Consider the following 23441-nt stretch of genomic DNA (forward strand, 5'->3'; position numbering starts at 1 on the left):
CGGCGGAGTTTCCAACTTCACGGCTTCGTGAATCAAGCCCTCACGTGACGGCTCGACGCCTTTCGGCGCCTAAAGATCGGGCGCCGGGGCCGCGCGGCGCTCAAAGCTTGAGCGCTGGCCGCCTTCTTTGGCGTCAAAGCCTCGCGCCCGGCTCCGCGGCCCCGCTGCACGGCTAGCGTTCGCCCCGTCGTCGCGAGGGGGACCAAGCCGACGGCTCATAGCAACACGTGGTGGGGCCCTTCTGTCTTCGTGGGGTCGCGCGGGAGCGAGCGGATGAAACTCATCAAGGCGATCGTGAAGCCCTTCAAGCTGGACGACGTGCGCGAAGCGCTCGTCGGCGCCGGTGTCGAGGGCCTGACGGTCTCGGAAGTCAAAGGCTACGGCCGGCAACGAGGCCAGACGGAGATTTACCGGGGGGCTGAGTACCAGGTGAACTTCCTGCCGAAGGTGCAGCTCGAGGCGGTGGTCGAGGACTCCGCCGTCGGCAAGGCGGTGGAAGCCATCAAGGCCGCCGCCGCCACGGGCAAGATCGGTGACGGCAAGATCTTCGTCCTGAACGTCGAGGAAGCCGTGCGCATCCGGACCGGCGAGACCGGCTCGGCGGCGCTTTAGCGGACACCATCGGGGATAAGGGGAATTCTGATGACCTTCTTCAAGCTCAAGCGACTGGCCGCCTTCGCGCTGGTCGCCACGCTGGCCGGAGGCGCGATGGCGGGCTCCGCGCTGGCTCAGGACGCCAGCAACACCACGGCGTCGAACACCACGGCCACCAACACCACAGCGGCCGCTCCGGCGGCCGCGGCCGCCCCGGCGGCTGCGCCCGCCGCCGCCGCGCCGGCCGCGACGCCGGCGCCCAAGATCGACACCGGCGACACCGCCTGGATGCTCACCTCTTCGGTGCTGGTCCTGATGATGACCATCCCGGGCCTGGCGCTCTTCTACGCCGGCATGGTGCGCAAGAAGAACATCCTCGCGACGCTCGCCCAGAGCTTCGGGGCGACCGCGCTGATCACCGTGCTCTGGATGGTGATCGGCTACTCCATCGCCTTCACCGACGGCGGCAAGAACAACGCCTACATCGGCGGGGTGAAGTACCTGCTGCTCGGACCGATGGGGCTCAACTCGACCAGTGCGCTGGCCGCGACGATCCCTGAGTCCGTCTACATGTTCTTCCAGATGACCTTCGCGATCATCACCCCGGCCCTGATCGCCGGCGCGCTGGCGGACCGCATGAAGTTCACCGCCTTCCTGGCCTTCATGGGGTCCTGGCTGATCCTCGTCTACTGCCCGATCGCCCACTGGGTGTGGGGCGGTGGCTGGCTCGGGACCATGGGCGCGCTCGACTACGCCGGGGGGACCGTCGTTCACCTGAACGCCGGCACCGCGGGCCTGGTCGCGGCCCTGATGCTCGGCAAGCGCAAGGGGCTCGGCACCGAGAACATGGCGCCGCACAACCTCGCCTATTCGGTGATCGGCGCCAGCTTGCTGTGGGTCGGCTGGTTCGGCTTCAACGCCGGCTCGGCGGTGACCTCCAACGTCAACGCCGGCATGGCCGCCGCGGCGACCCAGATCGCCACGGCCGCCGCGACGCTGGCCTGGATGACCGCGGAATGGGTCGTCTCCAAGAAGCCCTCCGTGCTCGGCATGGTGTCGGGCGCGGTGGCGGGCCTGGTGGCGATCACGCCCGCCTCCGGCTTCGTCAACCCGATGGGCGCCTTGATCATCGGCCTTGCGGCCGGTGTGGTTTGCTACATCTCGGCGGTCCATGTGAAGCGGATGTTCGGCTACGACGACGCGCTCGACGCCTGGGGCGTGCACGGGGTCGGCGGTGCGCTGGGGGCCCTGCTCACCGGCGTCTTCGCCAGCAAGCTGATCAACCCGGGATCGGCGCCCAAGGGCGGCCTGCTGGAGGGCAACGCCCACCAGATGCTCCTCCAGGTCTACGACGTGGGCGCGACCTTCCTCTACTGCGGGATCGTCACCTTCATCATCCTGACGGTGATCAAGTTCACCATCGGCCTGAGGGTCTCCGAAGAGGTCGAGGTCGAGGGTCTCGACATCAACCTCCATGGGGAAGTCGTCCAGGCCTGATCCGCGGACATCAGTCTTGGAGAGTTGGGAACGGGGGTCCTTCGGGGCTCCCGTTTTCGTGAGCGCCAGGCGCGGCGTCGTCGAAAATTTCGCCGATAGCCGAAGCCTGACGGGTGCGGCAGTCTCAGGCGCGATGCCGCAGCCTCCATCGACCGACCGCACGACCCCAAGGCCGCGGGTCATCATCGTCGGCGGCGGCTTCGCCGGCCTCGCCGCCGCCAAGGCGCTGCGGGATGCGCCCTGCGACGTGATTGTCATCGACCGCGCGAACCACCACACCTTCCAGCCCCTGCTCTACCAGGTGGCGACGGCCGCCCTGACGCCGGCCGACATCGCCTGGCCGATTCGCGCCATCCTCGGCGGCCAGGGCGCGACCCAGGTGCTGCTGGCCGAGGTGACGGCCATCGATGTCGACAAGCGCCTGGTCCGCACCACCGGCGGCGACTTCGCCTACGACCTGCTTGTGCTCGCGACGGGGGCGACCCACGCCTATTTCGGCCACGACGACTGGGCGGCCTTCGCGCCGGGCCTGAAGCGGCTGGAGGACGCCACCGCCATCCGCCGTCGCATCCTGATCGCCTTCGAGCGCGCCGAACTCTCCGCCGACCCCGTCACCCGTCAGGCGCTGACCACCTTCGTGGTGGTGGGTGGCGGGCCCACCGGCGTCGAGATGGCCGGCGCCATCGCCGACGTGGCCCGCTACGCCCTGCCGCCGGACTTCCGCAACGTCGATCCCGCCCAGGCGCGCATCCTGCTGATCGAGGCCGGCCCGCGCATCCTGCCGAGCTTCCCCGAGGGCCTGAGCGCGCATGCCGCCGCCTCGCTGCGCCGCATGGGCGTCGAGGTGCTGACCGGCTCGGCGGTCACTGGCATCGACGCTGCGGGGGTGATGCTGGGACGCCAGCGGATCGCGGCCGGCGCGGTGATCTGGGCGGCGGGCGTCCAGGCCTCCCCCGCCGCGCGCTGGCTGGGCGCCGAGGCCGACCGGGCCGGCCGCGTGCGGGTCGGCGCCGACCTCACCCTGCCCGGCCATCCCGAGGTGTTCGTCATCGGCGACACCGCCGCCGTCACCGACGCGGCGGACGTCGCGGTCCCGGGCCTCGCGCCCGCCGCCAAGCAGATGGGGGACTACGCCGGGCGGGCCATCGCGGCGCGGCTGCGCGGCGCGTCCAACCCCACGCCGTTCCGCTACCGCCACCAAGGCGATCTCGCCACCATCGGGCGCAAGTCGGCGATCGTGAAGCTCGGCCGCCTGACGCTCACCGGCTTCGTCGGCTGGGCCTTCTGGGGCCTGGTGCACGTCTATTTCCTGATCGGCGTGCGCAACCGCGTCGCCGTCGCCTCCAGCTGGCTCTGGGACTACGTCACCTTCGGCCGCCGCTCACGCCTGATCATCGATCCGGCGCCGGATTGAGCTAATCCGGGTCCGGCCAGGGACCGCCCAGCCGGCAGCGCTGGACCCACCAGTTGGGCGCCAGGGCCTCGATCCGCTCGGCCAGCCCCTCGGCCTCATAGTCGCTGCGGCAGAGCGCAAAGCAGGTGCCGCCCGATCCGGAGACGCGGGCCAGCAGGCATTCCGGTTCGCCGGCCAGGGTTTCCAGCACGTCGCCCACCTGCGGCGCGGCGGCGATGGCCGCGCCCTGCAGATCGTTGCGCTGGCCGGCCAGCCAGGCGGCGAGGTCGGCGGCGTCCTCGAAGGCCTCCGGCGCGTGCGGCGGAGCCACGTCGCTGAACCGGCCGCCCGCATCGAAGGCGCGATAGACCTCGGCGGTCGAGACCGGCGCGCCGGGGTTCACCAGCACCGCGTCGATCACCGGCAGGCCCGGCGCCGAGCCAAGCCGCTCGCCACGCCCCTCGGCGATCACCGGCCGACCCCACAGGCAGGCCGCGCCATCCGCGCCGAGCCCCGCCGCCACCGCTTCCAGGGCCGCGTCGCCGAGCTTCAGGTCCAACGCCTCGCGCAGCAGCCGCAGCGCCGCCCCGGCGTCCGACGAGCCGCCGCCCAGCCCCGCCGCCACTGGCAGCCGCTTGGTGAGCGTCAGGCCGAACGGCGCCACCGGCCGCTTGGCCGCCGCGATCAGGGCGCGCGCCGCGCGCAGGACCAGGTTGTCGCCCTCCCCGGCCAGCGCGCGGGCGAACGGGCCCACCACGCGCAGCTCCAGCGCCTCGGCCTCATAGGCCATGACCTCGTCGCCGACGTCGGCGAAGGCCATCAAGCTGCAGATGGGGTGGTAGCCGTCGGCCTCGGGGGCTGCGACGTGCAGGAACAGGTTGACCTTGGCCGGCGCGAACGCCGCCTTCGCCATGGCTTTAGTGCTCGGCGAGCTTCTGCGTCGGCCCGTCGGGACCGGCGTTCGAGGCGATCTTACGCTCGGCGTCGGCCTTGATCTTGTCGTCGGGCTGCAGGGTCAGCACGCGCCGCCACTGGAACACGGCCTCGTCGCGGCGGCCCACCTTCCAGTAGGCGTCACCCAGGTGGTTGTTGATCTCCGGATCGCCGGCGTCCAGTTCGACCGCCTCCTCGAGCTTCTCGGTGGCCTTGGGGTAATCGCCGAGCCGGTAATAGGCCCAGCCCAGGCTGTCCACCATGGCGCCCGAGCGGGGGTCGGAGCCGACCGCCTTCTCGACCATGGCCATGGCTTCCTTCAGGTGCTCGCCGCGATCGATCCAGGAATATCCCAGGTAGTTCAGGAGCTCCGGCTCATCGGGCTGGGCGGCGAGCGCGGCCTTCAGGTCGGCCTCGGCCTCCGGCCAGTGGCCGGTGCGCTGGTAGGCGACGCCGCGCGCGTAGAGCAGCCGCCAGTCCGGCGTCTTGGAATCGTGGATCAGGGTGGTCAGGATCTCGGCGGACTCGGCGAACTTCTCGTCGGCGCGCAGCAGGTCGGCCAGCGTCAGCCGGCCCTCATCGCCGCCGGTGGCCGCGGCGGTCCGCGCCAGCTTCAGGGCCGTCTCCTTGTCGCCGGCGTTCTGGTAGGTCCAGGCGAGCTTGGCCTGGGCCGTCGAGAATTCCAGCGAGCCCGGCTTGACCATCGCATAGGCCTGCCGCGCGCTGGTGTTGTCGCTGGCCGCCGACATCACGTCGCCCAGCATCACCCAGGCCTCGTCGCGCTCGGGATCGAGCTTCAGGGCGAGCCGCAGATAGGCCAGCGCGAACTGCGTCTGCTTGGCCGAGGTCATGATCGCCGCCGGCGTCAGCAGCGCCAAGGCCGCGCCCTGGCGGATGGTGGGCGCGGGTGGCGGCGCCTTGCCCGCGACGACGCGGGCGCGGGCGGCCTTCACCGCCACGCTGGACGGCTCCTGGGCGAGCGAGGCGTCATAGATCGCCTGAGCCTCGGCGCGCCGGCCGCGTCGCTCCAGGAAAGCGCCGTAGGCGATGGTCGCGGTCTCGGTCCGGGCCACGCCGCCCATGGCGGCCTTGTAGTCGGTCTCCGCCTCGCCGTAGCGCTTGGCGCGCTCGAACAGCAGCGCCTGGCCGAGCTGGCCGAAGTAGTCGACGATCCGGTCGCCGCGCACCTCGGGCCGCACGATGGAATTCTCGACGTCGCCGGCCTGCGCGGCCGCCCAGGGGGCCAGCAGCGCCGCGGCGGCCTTGTGCGGGAAGGCGATCTGGTCGCCGGCCAGCAGGGCGTAAGCGTCCTTGCCCTTGCCGTCGGCCATGTCCTTGACCGCGATGACCAGCTTGCCGAGCCGCTTGGCGACCTCCGCGTCCTGGTCGCCGTTGGGCGCCAGGGCGGCGGCCTTGTCGATGTCGCCGGCTAGCAGGGCGGCGGTGAAGGCGCGCTCGGAGACCAGGGCGTCGCCGTCGGTGGCGGCGCGGGCCTGTTCGAAGTATTTCGACGCGTCGGCGCTGCGGCCCTCGTTCAGCGCCGCCTCACCGGCCAGGAACCGGCCGTAGGGCGAGGTGATGCCCGGCTCGCCCCGGGCGACGGTTGCGGTCGGGGCCGGGGCGGTGGCGCACCCACAGAGCAGGACCAGGGGGGCGGCGGCGAGGAGCAGGCTTGAGCGCATGGCTCTGACCTTCGGCGGATATCGTGTCGGCCGCAAGGCGACAGACAACCGCGCCGCCTCACATGTTCGGATAGTTGGGCCCGTCACCGCCCTGCGGGGTCGTCCAGTTGATGTTCTGCGAGGGGTCCTTGATATCGCAGGTCTTGCAGTGGACGCAGTTCTGGAAATTGATCTGGAACCGCGGGTTCTTCCCGTTGTCGTCGTAGAGCACCTCATAGACCCCAGCCGGGCAGTAGAGCCGCGCCGGCTCGCCATACTCCGGCAGGTTGACCGCGATGGGGATCGCCGGGTCCTTCAGCTTCAGGTGCGCCGGCTGGTTCTCGTCGTGGTTGGTGTTCGACAGGAAGACGCTCGACAGCTTGTCGAAGCTGAGCACCCCGTCCGGCTTCGGATAGACGATGGGCTTGTAGTCCTTGGCCAGGCCCGTGGACTCTGCGTCCGACTTGCCGTGCTTGAGCGTGCCGAAGAAGGAGAAGCCGCCAAAGACATTGGCCACGTGCATGTCGAACATGCCGAGCGCGCCGCCCAGCGTGGTGCCGTACTTCGAGAGCAGCGGCTTGGCGTTGCGCACCTTGCGCAGTTCGGTCTTCACCCACGAGGTCTGGAAGGCTTCGTCATAGGCGGTGAGTTCGTCGCCCGTGCGGCCGGCCTGGATGGCGGCGAAGGCGGCCTCGGCGGCCATCATCCCACTCTTCATGGCGTTGTGGCTGCCTTTGATGCGCGGCACGTTGAGGAAACCCGCGCTGTCGCCCAGCAGCACGCCGCCCGGGAAGTAGAGCTTCGGCAGCGACTGCAGCCCGCCCTCGGCGATCGCCCGCGCGCCGTAGGAGATGCGCTTGCCGCCTTCCAGGTATCTGGCCACGTCCGGATGGTGCTTGAAGCGCTGGAACTCATCGAATGGCGACAGCCAGGGATTCTTGTAGTTCAGGTGCACAACGAAGCCGATGGCCACGTAGTTGTCGCCGAAATGGTAGAGGAAGCTGCCGCCGCCGGTGTGGTTGTCCAGCGGCCAACCGGTCGTGTGCTGCACCAGGCCCGGGACGAAGCGGTCGGCGGGGACCTGCCACAGCTCCTTTATGCCGATGCCGTACTTCTCTGGCTCGCGGCCTTCGCCCAGCCCGAACTTCGCCTTGAGCACCTTGGCCAGCGACCCGCGAACGCCCTCGCCGATGAAGGTGTACCTGGCGTGCAGCTCGACGCCCGGCTGGTAGTCGGGGCCCTTGTTCCCATCCTTGTCGATGCCGAACACCCCGGCCACGACGCCCTTCACCGAGCCGTCGGGGTTGAACACCAGTTCGGAGGCGGCCATCCCGGGATAGATCTCGACGCCGAGGCCCTCGGCCTGGGTCGCCATCCAGCGGCAGACGTTTCCCAGGGAGGCGATGTAGTTGCCGTGGTTGTTCATATAGCCGGGCATGGCCCACATCGGCAGGTCCAGGCTGCCCTGCGGGCCCAGCAGCAGGAACTTGTCCGCGGTGACCGGCGTCTCCAGCGGCGCGCCCAGCGCCTTCCAGTTGGGCAGCAGTTCCGTCAGGCCCTTGGGATCGATGACCGCGCCGGACAGGATGTGGGCGCCCACCTCGGAGCCCTTCTCCAGCACCGCGACCGTGATGTCGGGGCTGAGCTGCTTCAGGCGGATCGCTGCGGCGAGGCCGGCGGGTCCGGCGCCGACGATGACGACATCGTACTCCATGGACTCGCGGCCGGAGTCCGCGTTGGCGGCGTCTTCGCTCATGCCCCTAAGCTCCCTCGTGCCCGGGCGCGTCGGCACGCCCGTGTGCATTGGCGGGACTTATCGGGATGTCACGCCGGGGCGGTCAAGCAAAACCCCCCGGCGGCGCGGCAGGGCGGCCTCAGCCGGCGCTCGCCACGCGTAACGCGTCGGCCCCGCGCCCGGTGCGCCGCCGTTCGGCGCAGGCGCCCAGTTCCATCAACCGCTCGCCGCCGCCCCACAGTTCCACGCCGCGGTGGTGCGGGCTGGCGTGCAACAGGCTCTCGGCAGCGGCCACCGCGGAGGTGTCGTCGGCGGCCGTCACCAGCTGCAGCGTCGGCACCGAGTAGCGGTCGTCATGAACGAAGATCTCGAAGCTGTTCAAGGCCCAGGCTCCCATTCAGCAGAAGCTGCTGGCCGCGGGGGCCGACACCATCGGGTTCAAAGCGGTCGATGAATGAACATTCATTTGATAGCCTTCCGAATATCTAGTGTCGCTCATTTCTCGATCTTCATCAAGTCTATTGCGCAAGTCTTTATTTCTATGCCATCCAACAATGGTAATCTATACATGATGAGTACCTGGCTCATTGCAAGTCTGCGGCGTGGCCGCGGCCGCTTGCTGACTCTGAGTAAGAAACTCATTTGGCGGTTGTGCGTTTTCAAGCTTGGCCGGATAGCGCAGGCCGCTGAGGCCGCGAATCGCCGCCCGAGGGGGATCGAAGGTGTCTGAGATCAATCGCGCCGAGCGGTTGCAGATCATGCTCACGGAGGAGGAGCTGACGGCCCTCGACGACTGGCGCTTCACCCAGCGCATGCCCAGCCGCGCCGCCGCCGTGCGCGAACTGTTGCGCCGCGGCCTGCAGACCGAAGGCGTGCTGGCGCCCGAAAGCCGCACCCGCTCCAAGGACTTCGGCGTCGTCGATCACAACGGGGGCGATGGCGGCGACGGCCTGGATGGGGCCGGCGCCTGATCCCAACGCTTGAGGCAAGACCCGGACGGCTCGGGGGTGATCCCGCCCGGGTCCGCTTGCCGCTAGACCACGTCCGCTAGACGAAGTCGCCCGGCGAGATATCGGCGAGCGTCTTGCCCACCAGCACCGCCGCCGCGCCGATCTCGTTGAGGTTGTCCTCATCGGCGAAGACGATCACGTCAGCGCCCACCTGCACCGCAACCACGTCGGCTGTGCCGGCCGCGATGTCGGCCTTGGCCGCCGTCAGCGCATCGGCGAAGGTCGCCGCTGTCGCCGTGGCGAAGTTGGCTGCGGTCACGGCCGTCGTCCCCTCGTTGTCGAAGGACAGATGGTCCTGGCCGTGGGTGAAGTCGGTGATGTGCGCCAGGTTGTCGGCGGTCGTGCCGATATGGCCGCCGTCGATGCGGAACAGGTCGTTGCCGTCGCCGCCGGTCAGGGTGTCGCCGCCATGGCCCGACAGGGTGTCGTTGCCCGCCCCGCCGTCGAGGGTGCTGCGCCCCTCCTCCCCACCGCGCAGCAGGTCGTCGCCCTGGCCGCCGGAGAGGCTGTCGCTACCTTCGCCGGCCGAAAGCGTGTCGTTGCCAGCGCCGCCGTCCAGCGTGTCGGCGCCGTGGCCGCCCTGCAGCCGGTCGTCGCCGTCGCCGCCGGTCATGCTGTCTGAGCCGCGACCGCCGACCAGCAGGTCGTTGCCCGCCCCGCCGTCCAGGGTGTCGTTGCCGCCGCCACCCAGCAGGGTGTCGTTGCCGGCCAGGCCGCTGAGGCTGTCGGCGCCGGTCCCGCCGTGCAGGACGTCGTCGCCCGCCGTGCCGGTGAGCGTCTGCGGCGGCGCCGCGACTGGGTTGTTGTTGTCGTCGTCGTCACGGCCGTTGTCGCCATCGTGGCCGCCGTGACCTCCGTGGTCCTCCGGACCGGGCGTCGGACTCGTCGTCGGGGTCGTGCTCGTCGCGGCGACCGGGGTCACCACCTTGTTGTTGTCATCGTCGCCGCCGTGGCGGCCCTGGTTATTGTCGGAATGCTTGGACAAGCGCCCACTCCCTACGTTCACGGCCGAAGCCGCAGTTGACGTCCCTCGGAAGCACCAACGACGAAGCTTCGCCGTTTCATCCCGGCGGCTCGCAATTTCCCGCCAGGGTGGCCCGAGGCTTGATCGAACGGTCCCGCTTGTGCGTTGAACTTGTTGGCGCAGGCCCTAGATGGAGGTCTGGAGGGGAGCCGCCCTTTGAGCGACAGCACGGATCTTCGGAGGCCCGAGCCCGCGGCCGCGGGCCGCCCGGACTTCGACGCGGTCTTCGAATCCTCGCCGAGCCCCATGCTGCTGATGGCGGCCGACGCGCCGCGCTTCACCATGGTCGCCGTCAACCGCGCCCACGCCAACGCCTTCCGCACCACGCCTGACGCCCTGCGGGGCCGAGGCCTATTCGAGGTGTTCCCCGATCCGCCGGATCCGGTGACCGCCGCCTTCCTGGAGACCATCCGCCGCTCGCTGGAGCGGGTGATGAGCAGCGGCCGGCCCGACGAGATGGCGGTGCAACCCTATGCCGTGGCGGGGGCAGACGGCGCCCCGGAGGAACGCTTCTGGGGCGCCACCCAGACCCCGGTGTTCGGCCCCGGCGGGCAGATGACCCACATCCTCTCCAGCGTGCGCGACGTCACCGCCGAGGTGAAGGAGCGCCAGACCACGGAGGCGCGGGCCTTGCTGATGCGCGAGGTCGACCACCGCGCCCGCAACGCGCTGACGGTCGTGCAGTCGATCGTGCGGCTGACCGAGGCGGAGACCGTGCCTGCCTTCAAGCACGTGGTGCAGGGCCGCGTGGAGGCGCTGGCCCGCGCCCAGACCTCGCTGGCGCGGCGCAAGTGGGAGGGTGCGTTCCTGAAGGACGTCGTCGAGGCCGAGCTGGCCGCATTGGCCTTCCCCGGCGCCTGCCGCGTCTCCGGCCCGCCGACCCTGCTGCCCCCCGAACGGGTGCAATCCATGAGCATGGTCCTGCACGAGCTGGCCACCAACGCGGCCAAGTACGGGGCGCTCAGCACCCCCACCGGCACGGTCACCATCGACTGGCGCGCCGAGTCGGGCGCTCGGCTCGTGCTCTGCTGGTCCGAGGACGGCGGCCCGCCCGTCGAGATCCCGGAGCGCAGCGGCTTTGGCTCACGCCTGATCGGCCGGCTGGCGCGCCAGCTCGGCGGCGAGGCGCGCTACGACTGGCGCGCCGAGGGCCTGCGCGTCGAACTCAGTGTCGCTGTTTAGTCCGCATAGGGCGGATATTGTCGGCCGCCCGCCCGGCCGCGCGTCCTTCGGAGGCGCGCGAGATGCCGGCGGCAAATCGAACGGAGAAACAGCATGGCGAAGTTCTTGGCGGTCTACACGGGAACCCCCAGCGCCGGCCCGCCGCCGGACATGGATGAAGCGGCCCTCGGCAAGGGCATGGCCGCCTGGGGCCAGTGGATGGCCGACCACGCGGCGAACGTGGTCGAGGGTGGCGGGCCGCTCGGCAAGACCAAGAAGGTCTCCAAGGACGGCGTGGCCGACGTCAGCAACAATCTCGCCGGTTACGTGATCCTCGAGGCGCCCTCGCACGAAGCGGCGGCCGAGATGTTCAAGGGCCACCCCCACTTCACCATTTTCCCCGGGGACGGCGTGGAGATCATGCCGGTCCTGCCGATCCCCGGCCAGGGCTAGGGCTCGCGCCTCTCCCACGAGGCTTCGCGTCTGGGAGAGGAGCCGCTAGGCTCGCCGCGATGACCGCCGCCGATCCGACCGAGCGCCAGCTCGCCGAGAGCCTGCTCGCCTTCTGGGCCGACGCCGGCGTCGACGCCATGCTGCTCGATGCGCCGGTGGACCGGATCGCGGCCGGCAAGATCGCCCCGCCCCCGGCCCCGGCCCGCAAGGCCGCGGCCCCGACCCGGCCGGCCGCCACGCCGGCTGTGGGCCAGCCGGATATCTCCGCGGCGGTCGCCGAGGCCCAGACGCTCGCGGCCGCGGCCGGCAGCCTGGAGGCCCTGAAGGACGCCATCGCCGCCTTCGACGGCTGTCCGATCAAGTTCGAAGGCGCAGCCCGCCAGTCGGTCTTCTACCGCGGTCGCGAGGACGCGCCGGTGATGATCGTTGGCGAGGGGCCCGGCGCCGAGGAGGATGCGCAAGGGCTGCCCTTCGTCGGCCGGGCCGGCCAGCTGCTCGATCGGATGCTGGCCGCGGCGGGGCTGACCGACCGGGTGCTGATCACCAACACCGTCTTCTGGCGCCCGCCGGGCAACCGCACGCCCACCCTGCTGGAACAGGCGATCTGCGCGCCCTTCGTCGAGCGGACGATCGCCCTGATGCAGCCAAAGCTGCTGCTGCTCGTGGGCGGCGCCTCGGCCAAGGCCATGCTGAAGAAGGACGAGGGCATCCTGTCCATCCGCGGCCGCTGGTTCGAGTGGCGTTCGGCCGACGGGTCGCTGGAGATTCCGGCCCTGCCCACCCTGCATCCAGCCTTCCTGCTCAGGCAGCCTGCGGCGAAGAAGCGCGCCTGGGCGGACCTCCTCACCCTCACGGAGAGGCTTGATAGACCGGTCAGGCCCAGCTAGCCCTTAGGGCGGGGACTTCGAGAGTATGCCGCGGACCCGTCGGGGTTCGGGGAAGCGGGAGACGGCATGACGCTGAAGAAGCGCCTGCAGGTCGGCACGTTGAGCCTGATCTGCGCAGCCGCCATGGCCGCCCACGCGGCGGCCGAAACACCAGCCACGCCAGCTTCGGCAGCCCTGTCGTCGGATGACGCCGAGCGCTATGTGGCGGCCTTCCAGGACGTCGAGCGCGGCGATTTCATCGACGCCCAGGTCCACAGCGTCGACATCAAGGACAAGTCCCTCCTGGGCTATCTGTCCTTCCGCCAGCTCATGCACCCCACGGCGCACAAGGCGGCGTTCGGCGAACTGTCGGACTGGCTCGCCAAGTTCCGCGACCTGCCGGTCGCCGACCGCATCTTCGCGCTGGCCGCCAAGCGCAAGCCCGCCGACGCAGCCGATCCGCCGCAGCCGACCTTGCTGATCGGGGCCGATCCGGCGAAGACGGCCGGCCCACCGCTTTCGGACCTCGCCCAGAAAGCCCGCGACGCCTATTTCGCCGGCGACCTGCAGCGCGCGCTGGACCTGGCGCCGGCCGCTGGCCAGCGGTTCGTGGCCGGCCTCGCCGCCTACCGCCTGAAGGCCTTCGACCAGGCGGAGGCGCACTTCGCCGCCGTCGCCCGCGACGAGGGCCAGGACGCCTGGAGCCGCGCCGCCGGCGCCTTCTGGGCCGCCCGCACCGCCGAGCGCCTCGGCGAGACCGATCACGCCAGGAGCTTCCTGCGCGCCGCCGCCCAGAGCCCCGACACCTTCTACGGCATGATCGCCGGACGCCGGCTGCGGCTGACCTTGGCCCTGCCGCCGGCGCCGCCGAGCATCGACAGCCTGATCCAGGCCGCCTACCGGCTGCCGGCCCCGGAGGTCGCGGCCTTCATGCGCGAGAACGACCGCGCCCACCGCGCCGCCGCCCTGGCCCAGATCGGCCGGTTGCAGGAATGCGGCGAGGAGCTGCGCGCCGGCCTCGCGCTGGCCCAATCGGACGCCGAGCGCGCCCACTGGGCCAAGCTCGCCGAGACCCTCGGCGTAGGCTCCAATGAGCCCGCGGCCGGCGCCGTGCGACGCATCAAGGCCTCGCTCGACTATCCGATGCCGGAGCTCACCCCCCGCGCCGGCTTCACCCTCGACAAGGCCCTGGTCTACGCCATCGTGCGCCAGGAGAGCGGCTTCAACCCCGACGCCGTCTCGCCCAAGGGCGCGGTCGGCCTGATGCAGCTGATGCCGGAGTCCGCGGCGCGCGCGGCCGGTGACGACAAGCTGAGGTCCGACACCAGTCCGCTGTTCGATCCATCCTTCAACCTGCGGGTCGGCCAGGATTACCTCAACTGGCTGATGCAGGCCGGCATGGGCCACGACCTCCTGAAGGTGGTCGCCGCCTACAACGGCGGGCCGGGCCTGGTCAGCAAGACCGCCCAGGCGATCGGCGCCGACAGCGCCGACGATCTGCTGCTCATCGAGAGCATCCCGGCCTTCGAGACGCGGGCCTACGTGCAAAAGGTCGTCGCGGGGTATTGGACCTATCGCCAGCTGTTCGGCCAGGACTCCCGCACCCTCGACGCGCTGGCGGCCGGCGCGCGCGACGTCGACGCCCGCCTCGACCTAACCGAGGCGGCGAGCGTGGCTCAGCTCACGGCGAAGCCGCTTCAGGTCGGGATGCGCTAGGGCCTGGGCCTTCGCCCGGGCGATCAGCACGCCGCTGGGCGCCGCCTTGAGGAAGCCGCCGCCGTCGCCGGCCATAAGCGCCTCGCGGCCGCCGCCCCTCAGGTGCAGCGCCAGCGCCTCCACCCAGCCGAGCCGGGGCCGGTAGTCGGCCGGAAGCACCAGCAGCAGCTCCGACCTCGCGATCTTCAAGGCCTCGCCCAGGCTGGCCGCTAGCTCCGCCCCGGTTTCCTCCCGCAGCACCTCAAGCAGGTCCTGTGGCCCGCCGCCGACGATGGTCACCTCGCGGATCAACCCCTCCACGGCGGCTGAGGTCAGGACCGCCAGGATACCCAGCAGCCGCTCCCCTTCGTCCGTCGCCACGACGATCACCGACAGCATGGGCGCACCAGCCGTCGCGCGACGCGGCGCGTCAACAGAGTTCTTGTTTTGTTCGCAACGAAACCCTAGTCTGTCCGGGTGACCACCTTCACCCAGCAGATCCGCGGGCGCGGCGCGCGCTCCAACCGCTCAGGCCGTTTCGAGGCCGAGGTGCGCGAGGCCTTCGACGACGGCTGGACGCTCGACGACGACCTCGTCGACGCCATCGCCACCACCGTCTCCGCCGAAAAGGCCAAGGTGATCATCACCCGCAACGACAGCCCCGATGTGGGCTTCTCGGCCTCGATCAATCCCTACCGGGGTTGCGAGCACGGCTGCATCTACTGCTACGCGCGGCCCGCCCACGCCTACATGGGCCTCTCGCCCGGCCTGGACTTCGAAACCAAGCTGTTCTTCAAGCCGGAGGCCGCCCGCCTGCTCGAACGCGAGCTGAGCCACCCGCGCTATGTGCCTGAATATATTCATATCGGCGGCAACACCGACCCCTACCAGCCGGAGGAGCGCAAGCTCCGCGTCACGCGCCAGCTGATCGAGGTGCTCGACCGCTTCAACCACCCATTCTCCGTCATCACCAAGTCGGGGTTGATCCTGCGCGACCTCGACCTGTTGGCCTCGATGTCGAAGAAAAACCTGGTCCGTGTGGCGATTTCGATCACCACCCTCGACCGCAAGCTGGCCCGCTCCATGGAGCCCCGCGCCGCCACGCCGGAGAAGCGCCTGGACGCGGTCAAGCGCCTCTCCGACGCGGGAGTCCCCGTGGTGGTGATGTTCGCCCCCTGCATCCCGGGCCTCAACGACCAGGAGATGGAGGCCGTCCTCGAAGGCGCCGCCGCCGCCGGCGCCAGGGGCGCGGGCTACGTGGCGCTGCGCCTGCCCCTGGAGATCAAGGACCTCTTCAAGGAGTGGCTCGCCACCGACCACCCCGACCGCGCCGCGCGTGTCATGTCGCTGATCCGCCAGATCCGCGGCGGCAAGGACTACGACAGCCAGTGGGGTAAGCGGATGAAGGGCGAAGGTCCCATCGCGGCCCTGATGTCGCGCCGCTTCGCCGCCGCCCGGAAGCGCTACGGCCTCGACACGAAGCTCGAGCCCCTCGACCTCACCCAGTTCCGCGTCCCGCCCAAGGCCGGAGACCAGATGGGACTGTTCGAAGACCTCACCCGTCAGAAAGACGGGGAAGGTTCAGCGCTGAAACACGCCCACCAGCTCCACGTGCGGGCTCCAGAGGAACTGGTCGACGGGCAGGACGCGCTCCAGGCGGAAACCGGCGTCGATGAGCGTGCGGGCGTCGCGGGCGAAGGTGGCGGGATTGCAGGAGACGCCGATGACCCGGGCGACCGATGAGCGCGCAAGCTCGGCGGTCTGCTCGGCGGCGCCGGCCCGCGGGGGGTCGAAGACGACGACGTCGACGTGCTTCAGCTCCTGGGCCAGCACGGGGCGGCGGACCAGGTCGCGGGCCTCGGCGGTGACGCCCTTCAGGCCGGGGACGCCGGCCAGCGCCCCGGTCAGCGCGCGCACCGCCTCGCCGGCGAAATCGGCGGCCAGGACCGGGGCGATCTCGGCCAGCCGGAAGGTGAAGGTCCCGACGCCGCAATAGAGGTCGGCGATGCGGCCGGCGCCCGCCGCGGCCTCGGCCACGAAGGCCGCCATGGCCGCCTCGGCCTGCGGCGTCGCCTGCAGGAAGGCGCCGGCCGGCAAGGCCACGGTGGCGGCGCCCAGCCGGACGGTCGGCTGCCGCGCCAGATAGGCGACCTCGCCGTCGAGGGTCACCCGCGCGAAGTCGGCCTCCGCGGCGCGGTCGGCGAGCTGCATCCGGGCGTCGGCCGAGAGCCCGCCGGACTTCTGCTCGACGCCGGAGATGTCCACGTCGAGGCCGGCGTCGGTGAGCGTCACGTGCAGGGTGGGCGCCGACTTCGGGTGCTCGAACAGGGGCGCGGCCAGCCGCTTCAGGGCCGGGATCGCCGCCTGTAGCGCGGGATCGGCGATCGGGCAGACGGCGATGTCCACCAGGTCCCAGGACTTGCGGGCCTTGTAGCCGAGTTTGGCCGCCTCGCGGGTCCCCCGGCGGGCGTGCAAGGCGAGGCGGCGGCGCGTGCCGGGCGCGGCCGCGAAAGCCGGCAGGAGCTCGGTCTCGATATGCTGGCGGGCGAGCGTGCCGGCCAGGCGCTCGACCTTCCAGGCGAGGTACGGCGCAGGCGCCCAGTGCTGCAGGGCGCAGCCGCCGCAGGCGAGGAAGTGCGGGCATGAGGGCGCGACCCGATCGGGGCTCGACTGCAGCACCTCCACGAGGCTCCGCCGTTCGCCCGAGCCCGTGGCGATCACCCGCTCGCCGGCCAAGGTGAAGGGCACGAAGACGGGGCCCGGCGCCACGCCGTCACCCTCGCCGCCCATGGCCTCGATCACCAGTTCCACCGGGGGTCCGGGCGGCGGCGCGGAGGGCCGGTGGGCGCGTCGATGTCGCGGGGCGGATCTCATTTGCCGCAGCCCTATCACGGCGGCGCGAGAGGTAGATGAACGAAGATGAACGGGTCGCTTAGCGCACGTTCAGACAGCATCGACCATAAGGCCGGCCTAGGCGGCGCCAACCGCCAGCCATCCGAGATTCGACAGAGGGGATATCCAATGAACCGTTCGAGCTTCGCCCGGTTGGCGACTCGGGGCGTCGCCGCCCTGGCCGCCGGCGCCCTGGCGCTGGGCGCGGTCAGCGCCGCCCAGGCCCAGCCCTACGGCCAGTACGGCTATGCGCCGGCGCCCGGCTACAACAACTACGATCCGTGCCAGCGTGACGCCAGCGGCCGCGGCATCGTCGGCGCCCTGGTGGGCGGCGGCATCGGCGCCACGGTCGGCAGCCAGGTCTCCGCCAACCACCATCGCAGCGACGGCTCGCTGGTCGGCGGCGTGCTGGGCGCCCTGGTCGGCGCCAGCGTCGGCCACAACTCGGCGGCTTGCCGTCCGGGCGCCTATGCGCCGCCGCCTCCGCCGCCGCAAGCGGCCTACAACAGCTACGGCGGCTATGGCTACGGGCCCCCGCCGCCGCCGGTCTATGAAGGCCGCTACGAGGAAGGCCCCGGCTTCGCCTTCGGTCGTCGCGGTGAACGGCTGCGCATCGCCGACGGCCGCATCGGCGCCGATGGCTGCACCCTGGCCGAAAGCCCGATCTACCTGCCGGATGGCCGCGTCCAGAAGCGCTTCGTGCGCGTCTGCATGGACTCCGACGGACGCTACCAGGTCGTCGACTAAGAGTACGGTCGAGCCGACCTCAGCGCCGCTCCTTCGGGAGCGGCGCTTTTTCTTGCCCGAAAGCTTTTCTGGCCCAGAGCAGCCATTCGAGGTTGCCATCGCCGCCGGCGATCGGGCTCGGCGCGGTGGCTTGCACCGCCCAGCCGGAGCCTTCGAGGAAGGCGCTGACATCGGCGAGCGCGTCGGCCCGGGCGTCCGGATCCTTGACGACGCCGCCCTTCCCCACCCGCTCAGGCCCGACCTCGAACTGCGGCTTCACCAGCGCCACGAGATCGGCGTCCGGCTGGGCCAGCGCCAGGGCGGCCGGCAGGGCCTTGGCGAGGCCGATGAAGCTGACGTCGCTGACGATCAGGCCCGGCGGTTCCGGGATCAACACACCCGTCAAAGACCGGGCGTCGAGGTCCTCCAGGCTCACCACCCGCCGATCGGCGGTGAGCCTGGGGTGAAGCTGCCCACGGCCGACGTCGACGGCGTAGACGCGGGCCGCGCCGCGGGCGAGCGCCACCTCGGTAAAGCCGCCGGTCGAGGCGCCGACATCCAGCACGACACGACCCGCCACGGCGATCGGCCAGGTCTCCAGGGCGTGGAGCAGCTTGAGAGCGCCGCGACCCACCCAGGGATTGGCGGCGGCCGCGACAATCTCGGACGCGTCATCCAGGGCCTCCGACGGCTTGGCGACCGCGCGGCCGCCGGCGGTGACGCCGCCCGCCTCGATGGCGGCACGGGCCTTGGCGCGGCTCTCGAAGAGGCCGCGCTCGACCAGCAGGACGTCGGCGCGCTTGCGGCCCACCTGGCCCCCTTGCAGCAACGTCAGGCGGGCGCCTGCTCCGCTTCGAACAGCTTCTTCAGCTCGCTCTTGAGGATCTTGCCGTTCGGATTTCGCGGCAGGGTCTCGTGGCGGATGAGGATCTCCACCGGCACCTTGAAGGCGGCCAGCCGCTCGGCGACGTGGCGGCGCAGTTCCTCCTCGGTGGCCTCCGCGCCCGGCTTCAGGGTGACCACGGCCACCGGCTCCTCGCCGAGCGTGCGGTGCGGCTTGCCGACCACGGCGGCGTCCATCACCGCGGGGTGGTCATAGAGGACGTTCTCGATCTCCACGCAGTAGATGTTCTCGCCGCCGCGGATCAGCATGTCCTTGGCCCGGTCGATGATGAAGCAGAAGCCCTCCTCGTCGAGGCGGGCGAGGTCGCCGGTGCGCACCCAGCCATCGACATAGGTCTGGGCCGAGGCCTCGGGCTTGTTCCAGTAGCCCTTGCAGTTCATCGGGCCGAACGACCAGAGCTCGCCCACCGCGCCGGTCGGCAGCACGGTCTTGCCGTCCTCGGCGTCCCGAATCTCCAGCTTGGCGACCGCGGCGGCCGGGCCGCAGCTGTCGGGGCGGTTCACGTAGTCCTCGGCGCTGTTGGAGGTGACCGTGGCGCAGGTCTCGGTCATGCCCCAGCCCTGGCCGGGCTGCGACTTGGGGAAGGTCTCGCGCAGGCGCCGCACCAGTTCCGGCGCCGAGGGGGCGCCGCCGTAGGCGACGCTCTCCAGCGAGGAGAGGTCGTAGTTGGCCCGCGCGGGATGCTCGATGAGCTGCCAGGCGATGGTCGGCACGCCGCCCGCCGACTGGATCTTCTCGCGCTCGATCAACTCGAAGGCTCGGATCACATCCCACTTGTACATCATCACCAGCTTGGCCCCGCCGAAGGTCGAGGGGTTGAGGACGGCCATGCAGCCGGTGACGTGGAACAGCGGCACCGAGATCAGCGAGGAGCGCTGCGGGGCGTCGGGATCGGGCTGCGGCGGGGCCTCGCCGCGGCGCAGGAAGTTGCGGGCCGCCGCGGCCGCGCCGGTCATGACGGCGGTGTTCACCGCGCGCTGGGTGGCGAGCGCGCCCTTGGGCTTACCGGTGGTGCCGGAGGTGTAGAAGATGGTGGCGTCGTCGTCGGGACCGATGTCGGCCGGCGGCAGGGTGGCCTCGGGCAGGTCCTGCCAGCTGTTGGGGCCGCCGATCACGTCCTCGAGCCTGGCGACATTGGGATGGGCGATGTCCTCGGAGGTCGAGCGCGAGACGTAGATGCGCACGAGGTCCGGGCAGTTGGCCATGTGCTCGACGAGCCGCTCGTAGCGCTCGGCGTCGACGACGGCGATCTTGGTCCCGGAATCGGTCAGGCCGTACTCCAGCTCCGGCCCGGTCCACCAGGCGTTGAGCGGGGTGACGACCGCGCCCAAGGAGGCGGCGGCGTAGAAGGCGACCACCCACTCCGGCAGGTTGCGCATGATCACCGCGACCCGGTCGCCCTTGCCAACGCCCTCGGCGGCCATGGCCCGGGCGAGCGTGGCGACAGCGCGGTAGAAGGCCTCGTAGGAAACCCGCTCGTCCTCATAGACCAGGAAGATCCGCTCGCCGTGGGCGCGGGCGGCCTCGACGATGGCGCGCAGGGTTGGCGGGGTGTTCTTCCAGACCTTGGTCGGGACGCCGCCGATATCGCGCTCTTCCACCTCCAGCGGACTGCCCGGCTGGGTCAGCAGGCCATGGGCCTGGGCGATGGACATGGCGGGCCAACCAGGCGGAAGCGCGGGCTCGGACATGGAAAGCGTCTCCTACTTCGCGCGCAGGTCTGACCGCCCGCGCCGCGTCACAGGTGAACAAGCATAACCCAGCGCGCCGCGCAAACGGCCGCTTGAATGCGCCGGCTACCGCGCGCCGTAGAGGGCCATGACGTCGTGGCGGAAGGCGGCCTGGCTGTCGGGGCGGGAGTAGAACATGTGGCCGCCGGGATAGACCGCCAGGCGCATGCGGCCCGGATCACCCATGGGCGGCATCTGGTCGACCAGCAGGCGCGAGGCGAAGTAGGGGCACGACAGGTCGTCATAGCCGTGGACGATCAGGGCCTTGAGCTTGCCGTCGGCGGCCAGCGACTGGCGCAGGTCGCTGGCGGACTCGATGTTGGTGAACCAGTCCTTCTCCCAGGCCTGGTTCACGGCGAAGGACAGCGCGTTGTATCGGCCCTCGACCTTCCAGCCGACGGTGTTGGTGGCGAAGTCGACCATGGCGCTGGTGGTCGGCGCGATGATGGCGTCGAGGATCGGATCGCCAGCCCGCTGGCCCTGCGACCAGGGATAGGGGTCGAAGGTGGTGACGTTGGAATCGTAGACCGAGGCCAGCTTGCCCTGCTCGCGATAGAGCTCGCGCAGGAAGGTCCCCGTATCGATCCGGCCGCCCATGTGGCGCACCAGCGCCGGATCGAGGCCGGTGTAGCGGCTGACGCGATCGACGATGCGCGCCACGGCGGCCGGATCGGCGCGGCCCTTCATCAGGTCGGTGGCGAACTCGCCGCGCGCATAGGCCTCGACCTCGGCCATGGCCTGCGGGCTGAGCGGCTTGCCCTGGCGCTCCATGTTGGCGGCGGCCATGGGCGGCAGGTTGACGATCCACGGCATGGGCGAGACGTCTTCGCCCACCGAGAGGTGGCCGTCGAGGCAGGGCGAGACCATGACCACGCCATTGGGGCCGATGCCCATCTGACCCTGCAGGTAGTGGGCGATGGCCGGCGCCCGGAAGCCGCCGTAGCTCTCGCCCACGACATATTTCGGCGAGGCCGCGCGGCCGTTCTTCACCAGCCAGTCGAAGACGATCCGCGACAGGTAGGCGATGTCCGGCTTGATCGAATAGAAATCCTTCTTGGTCTGGTCGGCGTCGACCAGGGACCGGGAGAAGCCGGTCCCGACCGGATCGATGAACACCAGATCGGTGAAGTCGAGCCAGGTTCCGGCGTTGTCCACCAGGCGCACCGGATCGGAGGCGCTGTCGCCCTGGGCGCCGAACTGGATCCGCTTGGGCCCGATGGCGCCCATGTTGAGGTAGACCGAGGCCGCGCCCGGCCCGCCATTGAAGGCGAAGGTGACCGGCCGGTTCGGATCGCGCGGGCCGTCGAGCACATAGGCGGTGAACACCACCTCGGCGATCTTCTTGCCCTTGTCGTCGCGGACCGGCAGCGAGCCCACCGTGGCGGTGTAGTTCAGGGTCTTGCCGGCCACGTGGACGACCTGCTTGACGTGGGCGTCGGCGGGAAAGGCCGGCAGGTCGATCTTGTCCTTGTCGCCATCCTTGGGCGGCGCGGCCTTGGCCGGCTCGTCCGCGGCATAGGCCCCGGGCGCGGCGGTCGAGAGGCCCACGGACAAGGCCAGTACGGCCGCAGCCGCCATCATCGTCATACGCATGCGCAATCCCCCTCACCGATCGGCCCAAGATGGCCAAGATCGGAGGGCCCGCAAGTTAAACCGAGGATAGGTTTTGCGATGGCGGCGGAGGCGTCGGTTGGCAGGAGGCGCCGGGTCGGCCATGGTCGAGGGATGGTGGAGACCCGTTCGCAGACGACGGTGGTGGTGTCGCCGGTGGCCTGGCAGGCCGCCTGGCTGTCGCTGCACTTCGTGCTGGACGTGGCGACGATCAGCCGGGGCGGCGGCGACCTCTTGGATCCGCTGCTGGTGACCACGATCCTGGATGCGAACCAGGCGGTGCTGCACAGCGATCTCGAGCTGCAGCGGCGCTATGGCGACCACGGCTCGGCCCTGCCCGACGAGCTGCGCCGACCGATCAGCGTGCATGCGCTATCGGTGTCGCTGCGCCTGCCCTACGAGACGGTGCGCCGGCGGGTGCGGCGGCTGGCCGACCAGGGCGTTTGCCGGCTGGGCCCGCACGGGGTGGTCGTTCCACAGGCCATCGCCACCTCTGCGCCCTATGTGGCGGTGCAGGCGCTGCGGGTGGCGCGGCTGGCGCAGTTCGAAACCGACCTGGCGGCGGCGGGCGTGCTCACCCCGGGCCACTCGGCGCTGGACGAAGGCGCCTCGGCGGTGCGGGCCTCTGACCGCGCGCTCGGCCGCTACATGCTGCGCACCTGCGAGGCGCTGATCGCGCTGAGCGGCTCGGCCATGGCCGGCTTCCTGCTGCTTGGCCTGTGCGCCACCAACCTCGCCCGCCTGCCGCGCGGCGCGGCCGCGCCCTGGCCCGGCGCCTTCGCCGCGCTCGCCCGACCGGCCACCGCCAGCGAGCTGGCGCGCCGGCTGCACATGCCGGCCGAGACCGTGCGCCGAAACCTGTTCGCGTTGGCCGAGGCGGGCTTTGCGGAGCGTAGCGGCCGCGGCTGGATCGCCGCCGCGCCGGCCGTCGCCCAGTCGCGGGTCGGCCGCCTGGCCGCCGATAACCAGATTGCGCTCCGCGCCCTCTTCGCCCGACTGGAGGCCCTGGGCGAGCCGCCGCGGGACGTGGCGTCGCGGCCCGTCTAGGCCCGGCTGGCCGAACGCTTCAGGAGCCAGCCGAAAAGACCCGCGGCCACGACGGCGCCCACGATCTGCGCCGCGATGAAGGCCGGCGCGGAGGCGGGCGCGATGCCCGCGAAGGTGTTGGAGAGGCTGCGCGCCAGGGTCACGGCCGGATTGGCGAAGGACGTCGAGGCCGTGAACCAATAGGCCGCGGTGATGTAGAGCCCGACGGCGAGCGGCGTGAAATCCGGCCGGAAACGCAGGGCGCCCAGGATCGTGGCGATCAGGCCGAAGGTCGCGATGGCCTCCGAGAAGGCCTGGGCCGGGCCGTCGCGCAGCTTGGCCGAGACCTGGAGGATCGGCTCGGCGAACATGGCGTGGGCGGCGAAGACACCGGCCACCGCGCCGATGACCTGGACGACGGCGTAGGCGAGCGCAATTCTGACCGGCAGCTCGCGGCGGAGCGCGAAGACCAGGCTGACGGCCGGGTTGAAGTGCGCGCCCGAGATCGGACCGAAGACGGTGATCAGCAC

The 23441-nt window shown here is 70.8% G+C and carries 21 protein-coding genes and 1 pseudogene; 11 read left to right on the forward strand and 11 right to left on the reverse strand.

Annotation, left to right across the window (positions count from 1 at the left end; translation table 11 throughout):
* Positions 1 to 273: 273 nt before the first annotated feature.
* The 3 genes from VGT80_RS08325 (at position 274) to VGT80_RS08335 (ending at position 3505) form a co-directional block, all read left to right on the forward strand.
* Complete coding sequence (locus VGT80_RS08325; protein WP_327454708.1) at positions 274 to 612, forward strand: P-II family nitrogen regulator; 339 nt, start codon at positions 274 to 276, stop codon at positions 610 to 612.
* A 30-nt stretch (positions 613 to 642) separates the two neighbouring features.
* Entirely contained in the window at positions 643 to 2091 is a 1449-nt protein-coding gene (locus VGT80_RS08330) for an ammonium transporter (RefSeq protein ID WP_327454709.1), read from the forward strand.
* Between the two features lie 133 nt (positions 2092 to 2224).
* Complete coding sequence (locus VGT80_RS08335) at positions 2225 to 3505, forward strand: NAD(P)/FAD-dependent oxidoreductase (RefSeq protein ID WP_327454711.1); 1281 nt, start codon at positions 2225 to 2227, stop codon at positions 3503 to 3505.
* A 1-nt stretch (position 3506) separates the two neighbouring features.
* Here VGT80_RS08335 and VGT80_RS08340 read toward each other — a convergent pair whose 3' ends face one another.
* The 4 genes from VGT80_RS08340 to VGT80_RS08355 form a co-directional block, all read right to left on the reverse strand.
* Positions 3507 to 4397, reverse strand: a complete 891-nt coding sequence (locus VGT80_RS08340) for a 4-(cytidine 5'-diphospho)-2-C-methyl-D-erythritol kinase (RefSeq protein WP_327454713.1) — start codon at positions 4395 to 4397, stop codon at positions 3507 to 3509.
* A 4-nt stretch (positions 4398 to 4401) separates the two neighbouring features.
* Positions 4402 to 6099, reverse strand: coding sequence for a tetratricopeptide repeat protein (locus VGT80_RS08345; protein ID WP_327454715.1), 1698 nt, complete (start codon positions 6097 to 6099; stop codon positions 4402 to 4404).
* 58 nt (positions 6100 to 6157) lie between these two features.
* Positions 6158 to 7834, reverse strand: coding sequence for an electron transfer flavoprotein-ubiquinone oxidoreductase (locus VGT80_RS08350; protein WP_327454719.1), 1677 nt, complete (start codon positions 7832 to 7834; stop codon positions 6158 to 6160).
* Between the two features lie 118 nt (positions 7835 to 7952).
* Positions 7953 to 8195, reverse strand: a complete 243-nt coding sequence (locus VGT80_RS08355; RefSeq protein ID WP_327454721.1) for a hypothetical protein — start codon at positions 8193 to 8195, stop codon at positions 7953 to 7955.
* 340 nt (positions 8196 to 8535) lie between these two features.
* Between VGT80_RS08355 and VGT80_RS08360 the strand changes: the two genes are divergently transcribed.
* The gene (locus VGT80_RS08360) at positions 8536 to 8784 is read left to right on the forward strand and encodes a hypothetical protein (RefSeq protein WP_327454723.1); all 249 of its coding nucleotides are present in this window, start codon (positions 8536 to 8538) and stop codon (positions 8782 to 8784) included.
* A 76-nt stretch (positions 8785 to 8860) separates the two neighbouring features.
* Here VGT80_RS08360 and VGT80_RS08365 read toward each other — a convergent pair whose 3' ends face one another.
* Positions 8861 to 9808: a calcium-binding protein gene (locus VGT80_RS08365; protein WP_327454725.1), complete on the reverse strand. Its 948-nt coding sequence runs from the start codon at positions 9806 to 9808 to the stop codon at positions 8861 to 8863.
* Positions 9809 to 10003: 195 nt separating this feature from the next.
* Between VGT80_RS08365 and VGT80_RS08370 the strand changes: the two genes are divergently transcribed.
* The 4 genes from VGT80_RS08370 to VGT80_RS08385 all read left to right on the forward strand — a co-directional run bounded on the left by VGT80_RS08370 (position 10004) and on the right by VGT80_RS08385 (position 14043).
* A complete protein-coding gene (locus VGT80_RS08370) occupies positions 10004 to 11029 on the forward strand; it encodes an HWE histidine kinase domain-containing protein (protein WP_327454727.1) in 1026 nt (341 codons plus the stop codon).
* Positions 11030 to 11122: 93 nt separating this feature from the next.
* Entirely contained in the window at positions 11123 to 11461 is a 339-nt protein-coding gene (locus tag VGT80_RS08375; protein ID WP_327454729.1) for a hypothetical protein, read from the forward strand.
* Positions 11462 to 11520: 59 nt separating this feature from the next.
* On the forward strand, positions 11521 to 12348 hold the full coding sequence (locus VGT80_RS08380; RefSeq protein WP_327454731.1) for a uracil-DNA glycosylase: 828 nt from the start codon (positions 11521 to 11523) through the stop codon (positions 12346 to 12348).
* A gap of 66 nt (positions 12349 to 12414) precedes the next feature.
* Positions 12415 to 14043, forward strand: coding sequence for a lytic transglycosylase domain-containing protein (locus VGT80_RS08385; RefSeq protein ID WP_327454733.1), 1629 nt, complete (start codon positions 12415 to 12417; stop codon positions 14041 to 14043).
* Here the strand turns inward: VGT80_RS08385 and VGT80_RS08390 are convergent.
* A complete protein-coding gene (locus VGT80_RS08390) occupies positions 13981 to 14421 on the reverse strand; it encodes a hypothetical protein (RefSeq protein ID WP_327454735.1) in 441 nt (146 codons plus the stop codon). The genes VGT80_RS08385 and VGT80_RS08390 overlap by 63 nt on opposite strands.
* 78 nt (positions 14422 to 14499) lie before the next feature.
* Between VGT80_RS08390 and VGT80_RS08395 the strand changes: the two are divergent.
* Positions 14500 to 15570, forward strand: a pseudogene (locus tag VGT80_RS08395) (PA0069 family radical SAM protein); the annotation flags it as partial.
* Positions 15571 to 15603: 33 nt separating this feature from the next.
* On the opposite strand, the gene VGT80_RS08400 reads toward VGT80_RS08395, so the two are convergent.
* Positions 15604 to 16812, reverse strand: a complete 1209-nt coding sequence (locus VGT80_RS08400; protein ID WP_327454750.1) for an RNA methyltransferase — start codon at positions 16810 to 16812, stop codon at positions 15604 to 15606.
* A 231-nt stretch (positions 16813 to 17043) separates the two neighbouring features.
* Between VGT80_RS08400 and VGT80_RS08405 the strand changes: the two genes are divergently transcribed.
* Positions 17044 to 17661, forward strand: a complete 618-nt coding sequence (locus tag VGT80_RS08405) for a glycine zipper 2TM domain-containing protein (RefSeq protein WP_327454737.1) — start codon at positions 17044 to 17046, stop codon at positions 17659 to 17661.
* A 19-nt stretch (positions 17662 to 17680) separates the two neighbouring features.
* On the opposite strand, the gene VGT80_RS08410 is transcribed toward VGT80_RS08405, so the two are convergent.
* The 3 genes from VGT80_RS08410 to VGT80_RS08420 all read right to left on the reverse strand — a co-directional run bounded on the left by VGT80_RS08410 (position 17681) and on the right by VGT80_RS08420 (position 21867).
* Positions 17681 to 18451 carry a TlyA family RNA methyltransferase gene (locus VGT80_RS08410; RefSeq protein WP_327454739.1) on the reverse strand — a complete coding sequence of 257 codons (771 nt, stop codon included), beginning with the start codon at positions 18449 to 18451 and terminating at the stop codon, positions 17681 to 17683.
* A gap of 20 nt (positions 18452 to 18471) precedes the next feature.
* Positions 18472 to 20235: a class I adenylate-forming enzyme family protein gene (locus VGT80_RS08415; protein ID WP_327454740.1), complete on the reverse strand. Its 1764-nt coding sequence runs from the start codon at positions 20233 to 20235 to the stop codon at positions 18472 to 18474.
* Between the two features lie 105 nt (positions 20236 to 20340).
* Positions 20341 to 21867, reverse strand: coding sequence for a S10 family peptidase (locus VGT80_RS08420; protein ID WP_327454742.1), 1527 nt, complete (start codon positions 21865 to 21867; stop codon positions 20341 to 20343).
* 132 nt (positions 21868 to 21999) lie between these two features.
* On the opposite strand from VGT80_RS08420, the gene VGT80_RS08425 reads away from it, so the two are divergent.
* Positions 22000 to 22932, forward strand: a complete 933-nt coding sequence (locus VGT80_RS08425) for a helix-turn-helix domain-containing protein (RefSeq protein ID WP_327454744.1) — start codon at positions 22000 to 22002, stop codon at positions 22930 to 22932.
* Here the strand turns inward: VGT80_RS08425 and VGT80_RS08430 are convergent.
* The coding region (locus tag VGT80_RS08430) for an MIP/aquaporin family protein (protein ID WP_327454746.1) at positions 22929 to 23441 on the reverse strand (513 nt) is incomplete at its 5' end. The two genes, VGT80_RS08425 and VGT80_RS08430, sit on opposite strands and share 4 nt — an antisense overlap.

Origin of the sequence: Phenylobacterium sp. (genome assembly GCF_035944335.1) — a bacterium.
Taxonomy (GTDB): Bacteria; Pseudomonadota; Alphaproteobacteria; order Caulobacterales; family Caulobacteraceae; genus Phenylobacterium.

Coding starts and splice junctions, on each gene's coding strand:
- VGT80_RS08375 (WP_327454729.1), top strand. CDS start 11,123: ATGGCGAAGTTCTTGGCGGTCTACACGGGAACCCCCAGCGCCGGCCCG.
- VGT80_RS08400 (WP_327454750.1), bottom strand. CDS start 16,812: ATGGGCGGCGAGGGTGACGGCGTGGCGCCGGGCCCCGTCTTCGTGCCC.
- VGT80_RS08385 (WP_327454733.1), top strand. CDS start 12,415: ATGACGCTGAAGAAGCGCCTGCAGGTCGGCACGTTGAGCCTGATCTGC.
- VGT80_RS08380 (WP_327454731.1), top strand. CDS start 11,521: ATGACCGCCGCCGATCCGACCGAGCGCCAGCTCGCCGAGAGCCTGCTC.
- VGT80_RS08415 (WP_327454740.1), bottom strand. CDS start 20,235: ATGTCCGAGCCCGCGCTTCCGCCTGGTTGGCCCGCCATGTCCATCGCC.
- VGT80_RS08325 (WP_327454708.1), top strand. CDS start 274: ATGAAACTCATCAAGGCGATCGTGAAGCCCTTCAAGCTGGACGACGTG.
- VGT80_RS08425 (WP_327454744.1), top strand. CDS start 22,000: ATGGTGGAGACCCGTTCGCAGACGACGGTGGTGGTGTCGCCGGTGGCC.
- VGT80_RS08340 (WP_327454713.1), bottom strand. CDS start 4,397: ATGGCGAAGGCGGCGTTCGCGCCGGCCAAGGTCAACCTGTTCCTGCAC.
- VGT80_RS08405 (WP_327454737.1), top strand. CDS start 17,044: ATGAACCGTTCGAGCTTCGCCCGGTTGGCGACTCGGGGCGTCGCCGCC.
- VGT80_RS08350 (WP_327454719.1), bottom strand. CDS start 7,834: ATGAGCGAAGACGCCGCCAACGCGGACTCCGGCCGCGAGTCCATGGAG.
- VGT80_RS08335 (WP_327454711.1), top strand. CDS start 2,225: ATGCCGCAGCCTCCATCGACCGACCGCACGACCCCAAGGCCGCGGGTC.
- VGT80_RS08345 (WP_327454715.1), bottom strand. CDS start 6,099: ATGCGCTCAAGCCTGCTCCTCGCCGCCGCCCCCCTGGTCCTGCTCTGT.
- VGT80_RS08330 (WP_327454709.1), top strand. CDS start 643: ATGACCTTCTTCAAGCTCAAGCGACTGGCCGCCTTCGCGCTGGTCGCC.
- VGT80_RS08420 (WP_327454742.1), bottom strand. CDS start 21,867: ATGCGTATGACGATGATGGCGGCTGCGGCCGTACTGGCCTTGTCCGTG.
- VGT80_RS08390 (WP_327454735.1), bottom strand. CDS start 14,421: ATGCTGTCGGTGATCGTCGTGGCGACGGACGAAGGGGAGCGGCTGCTG.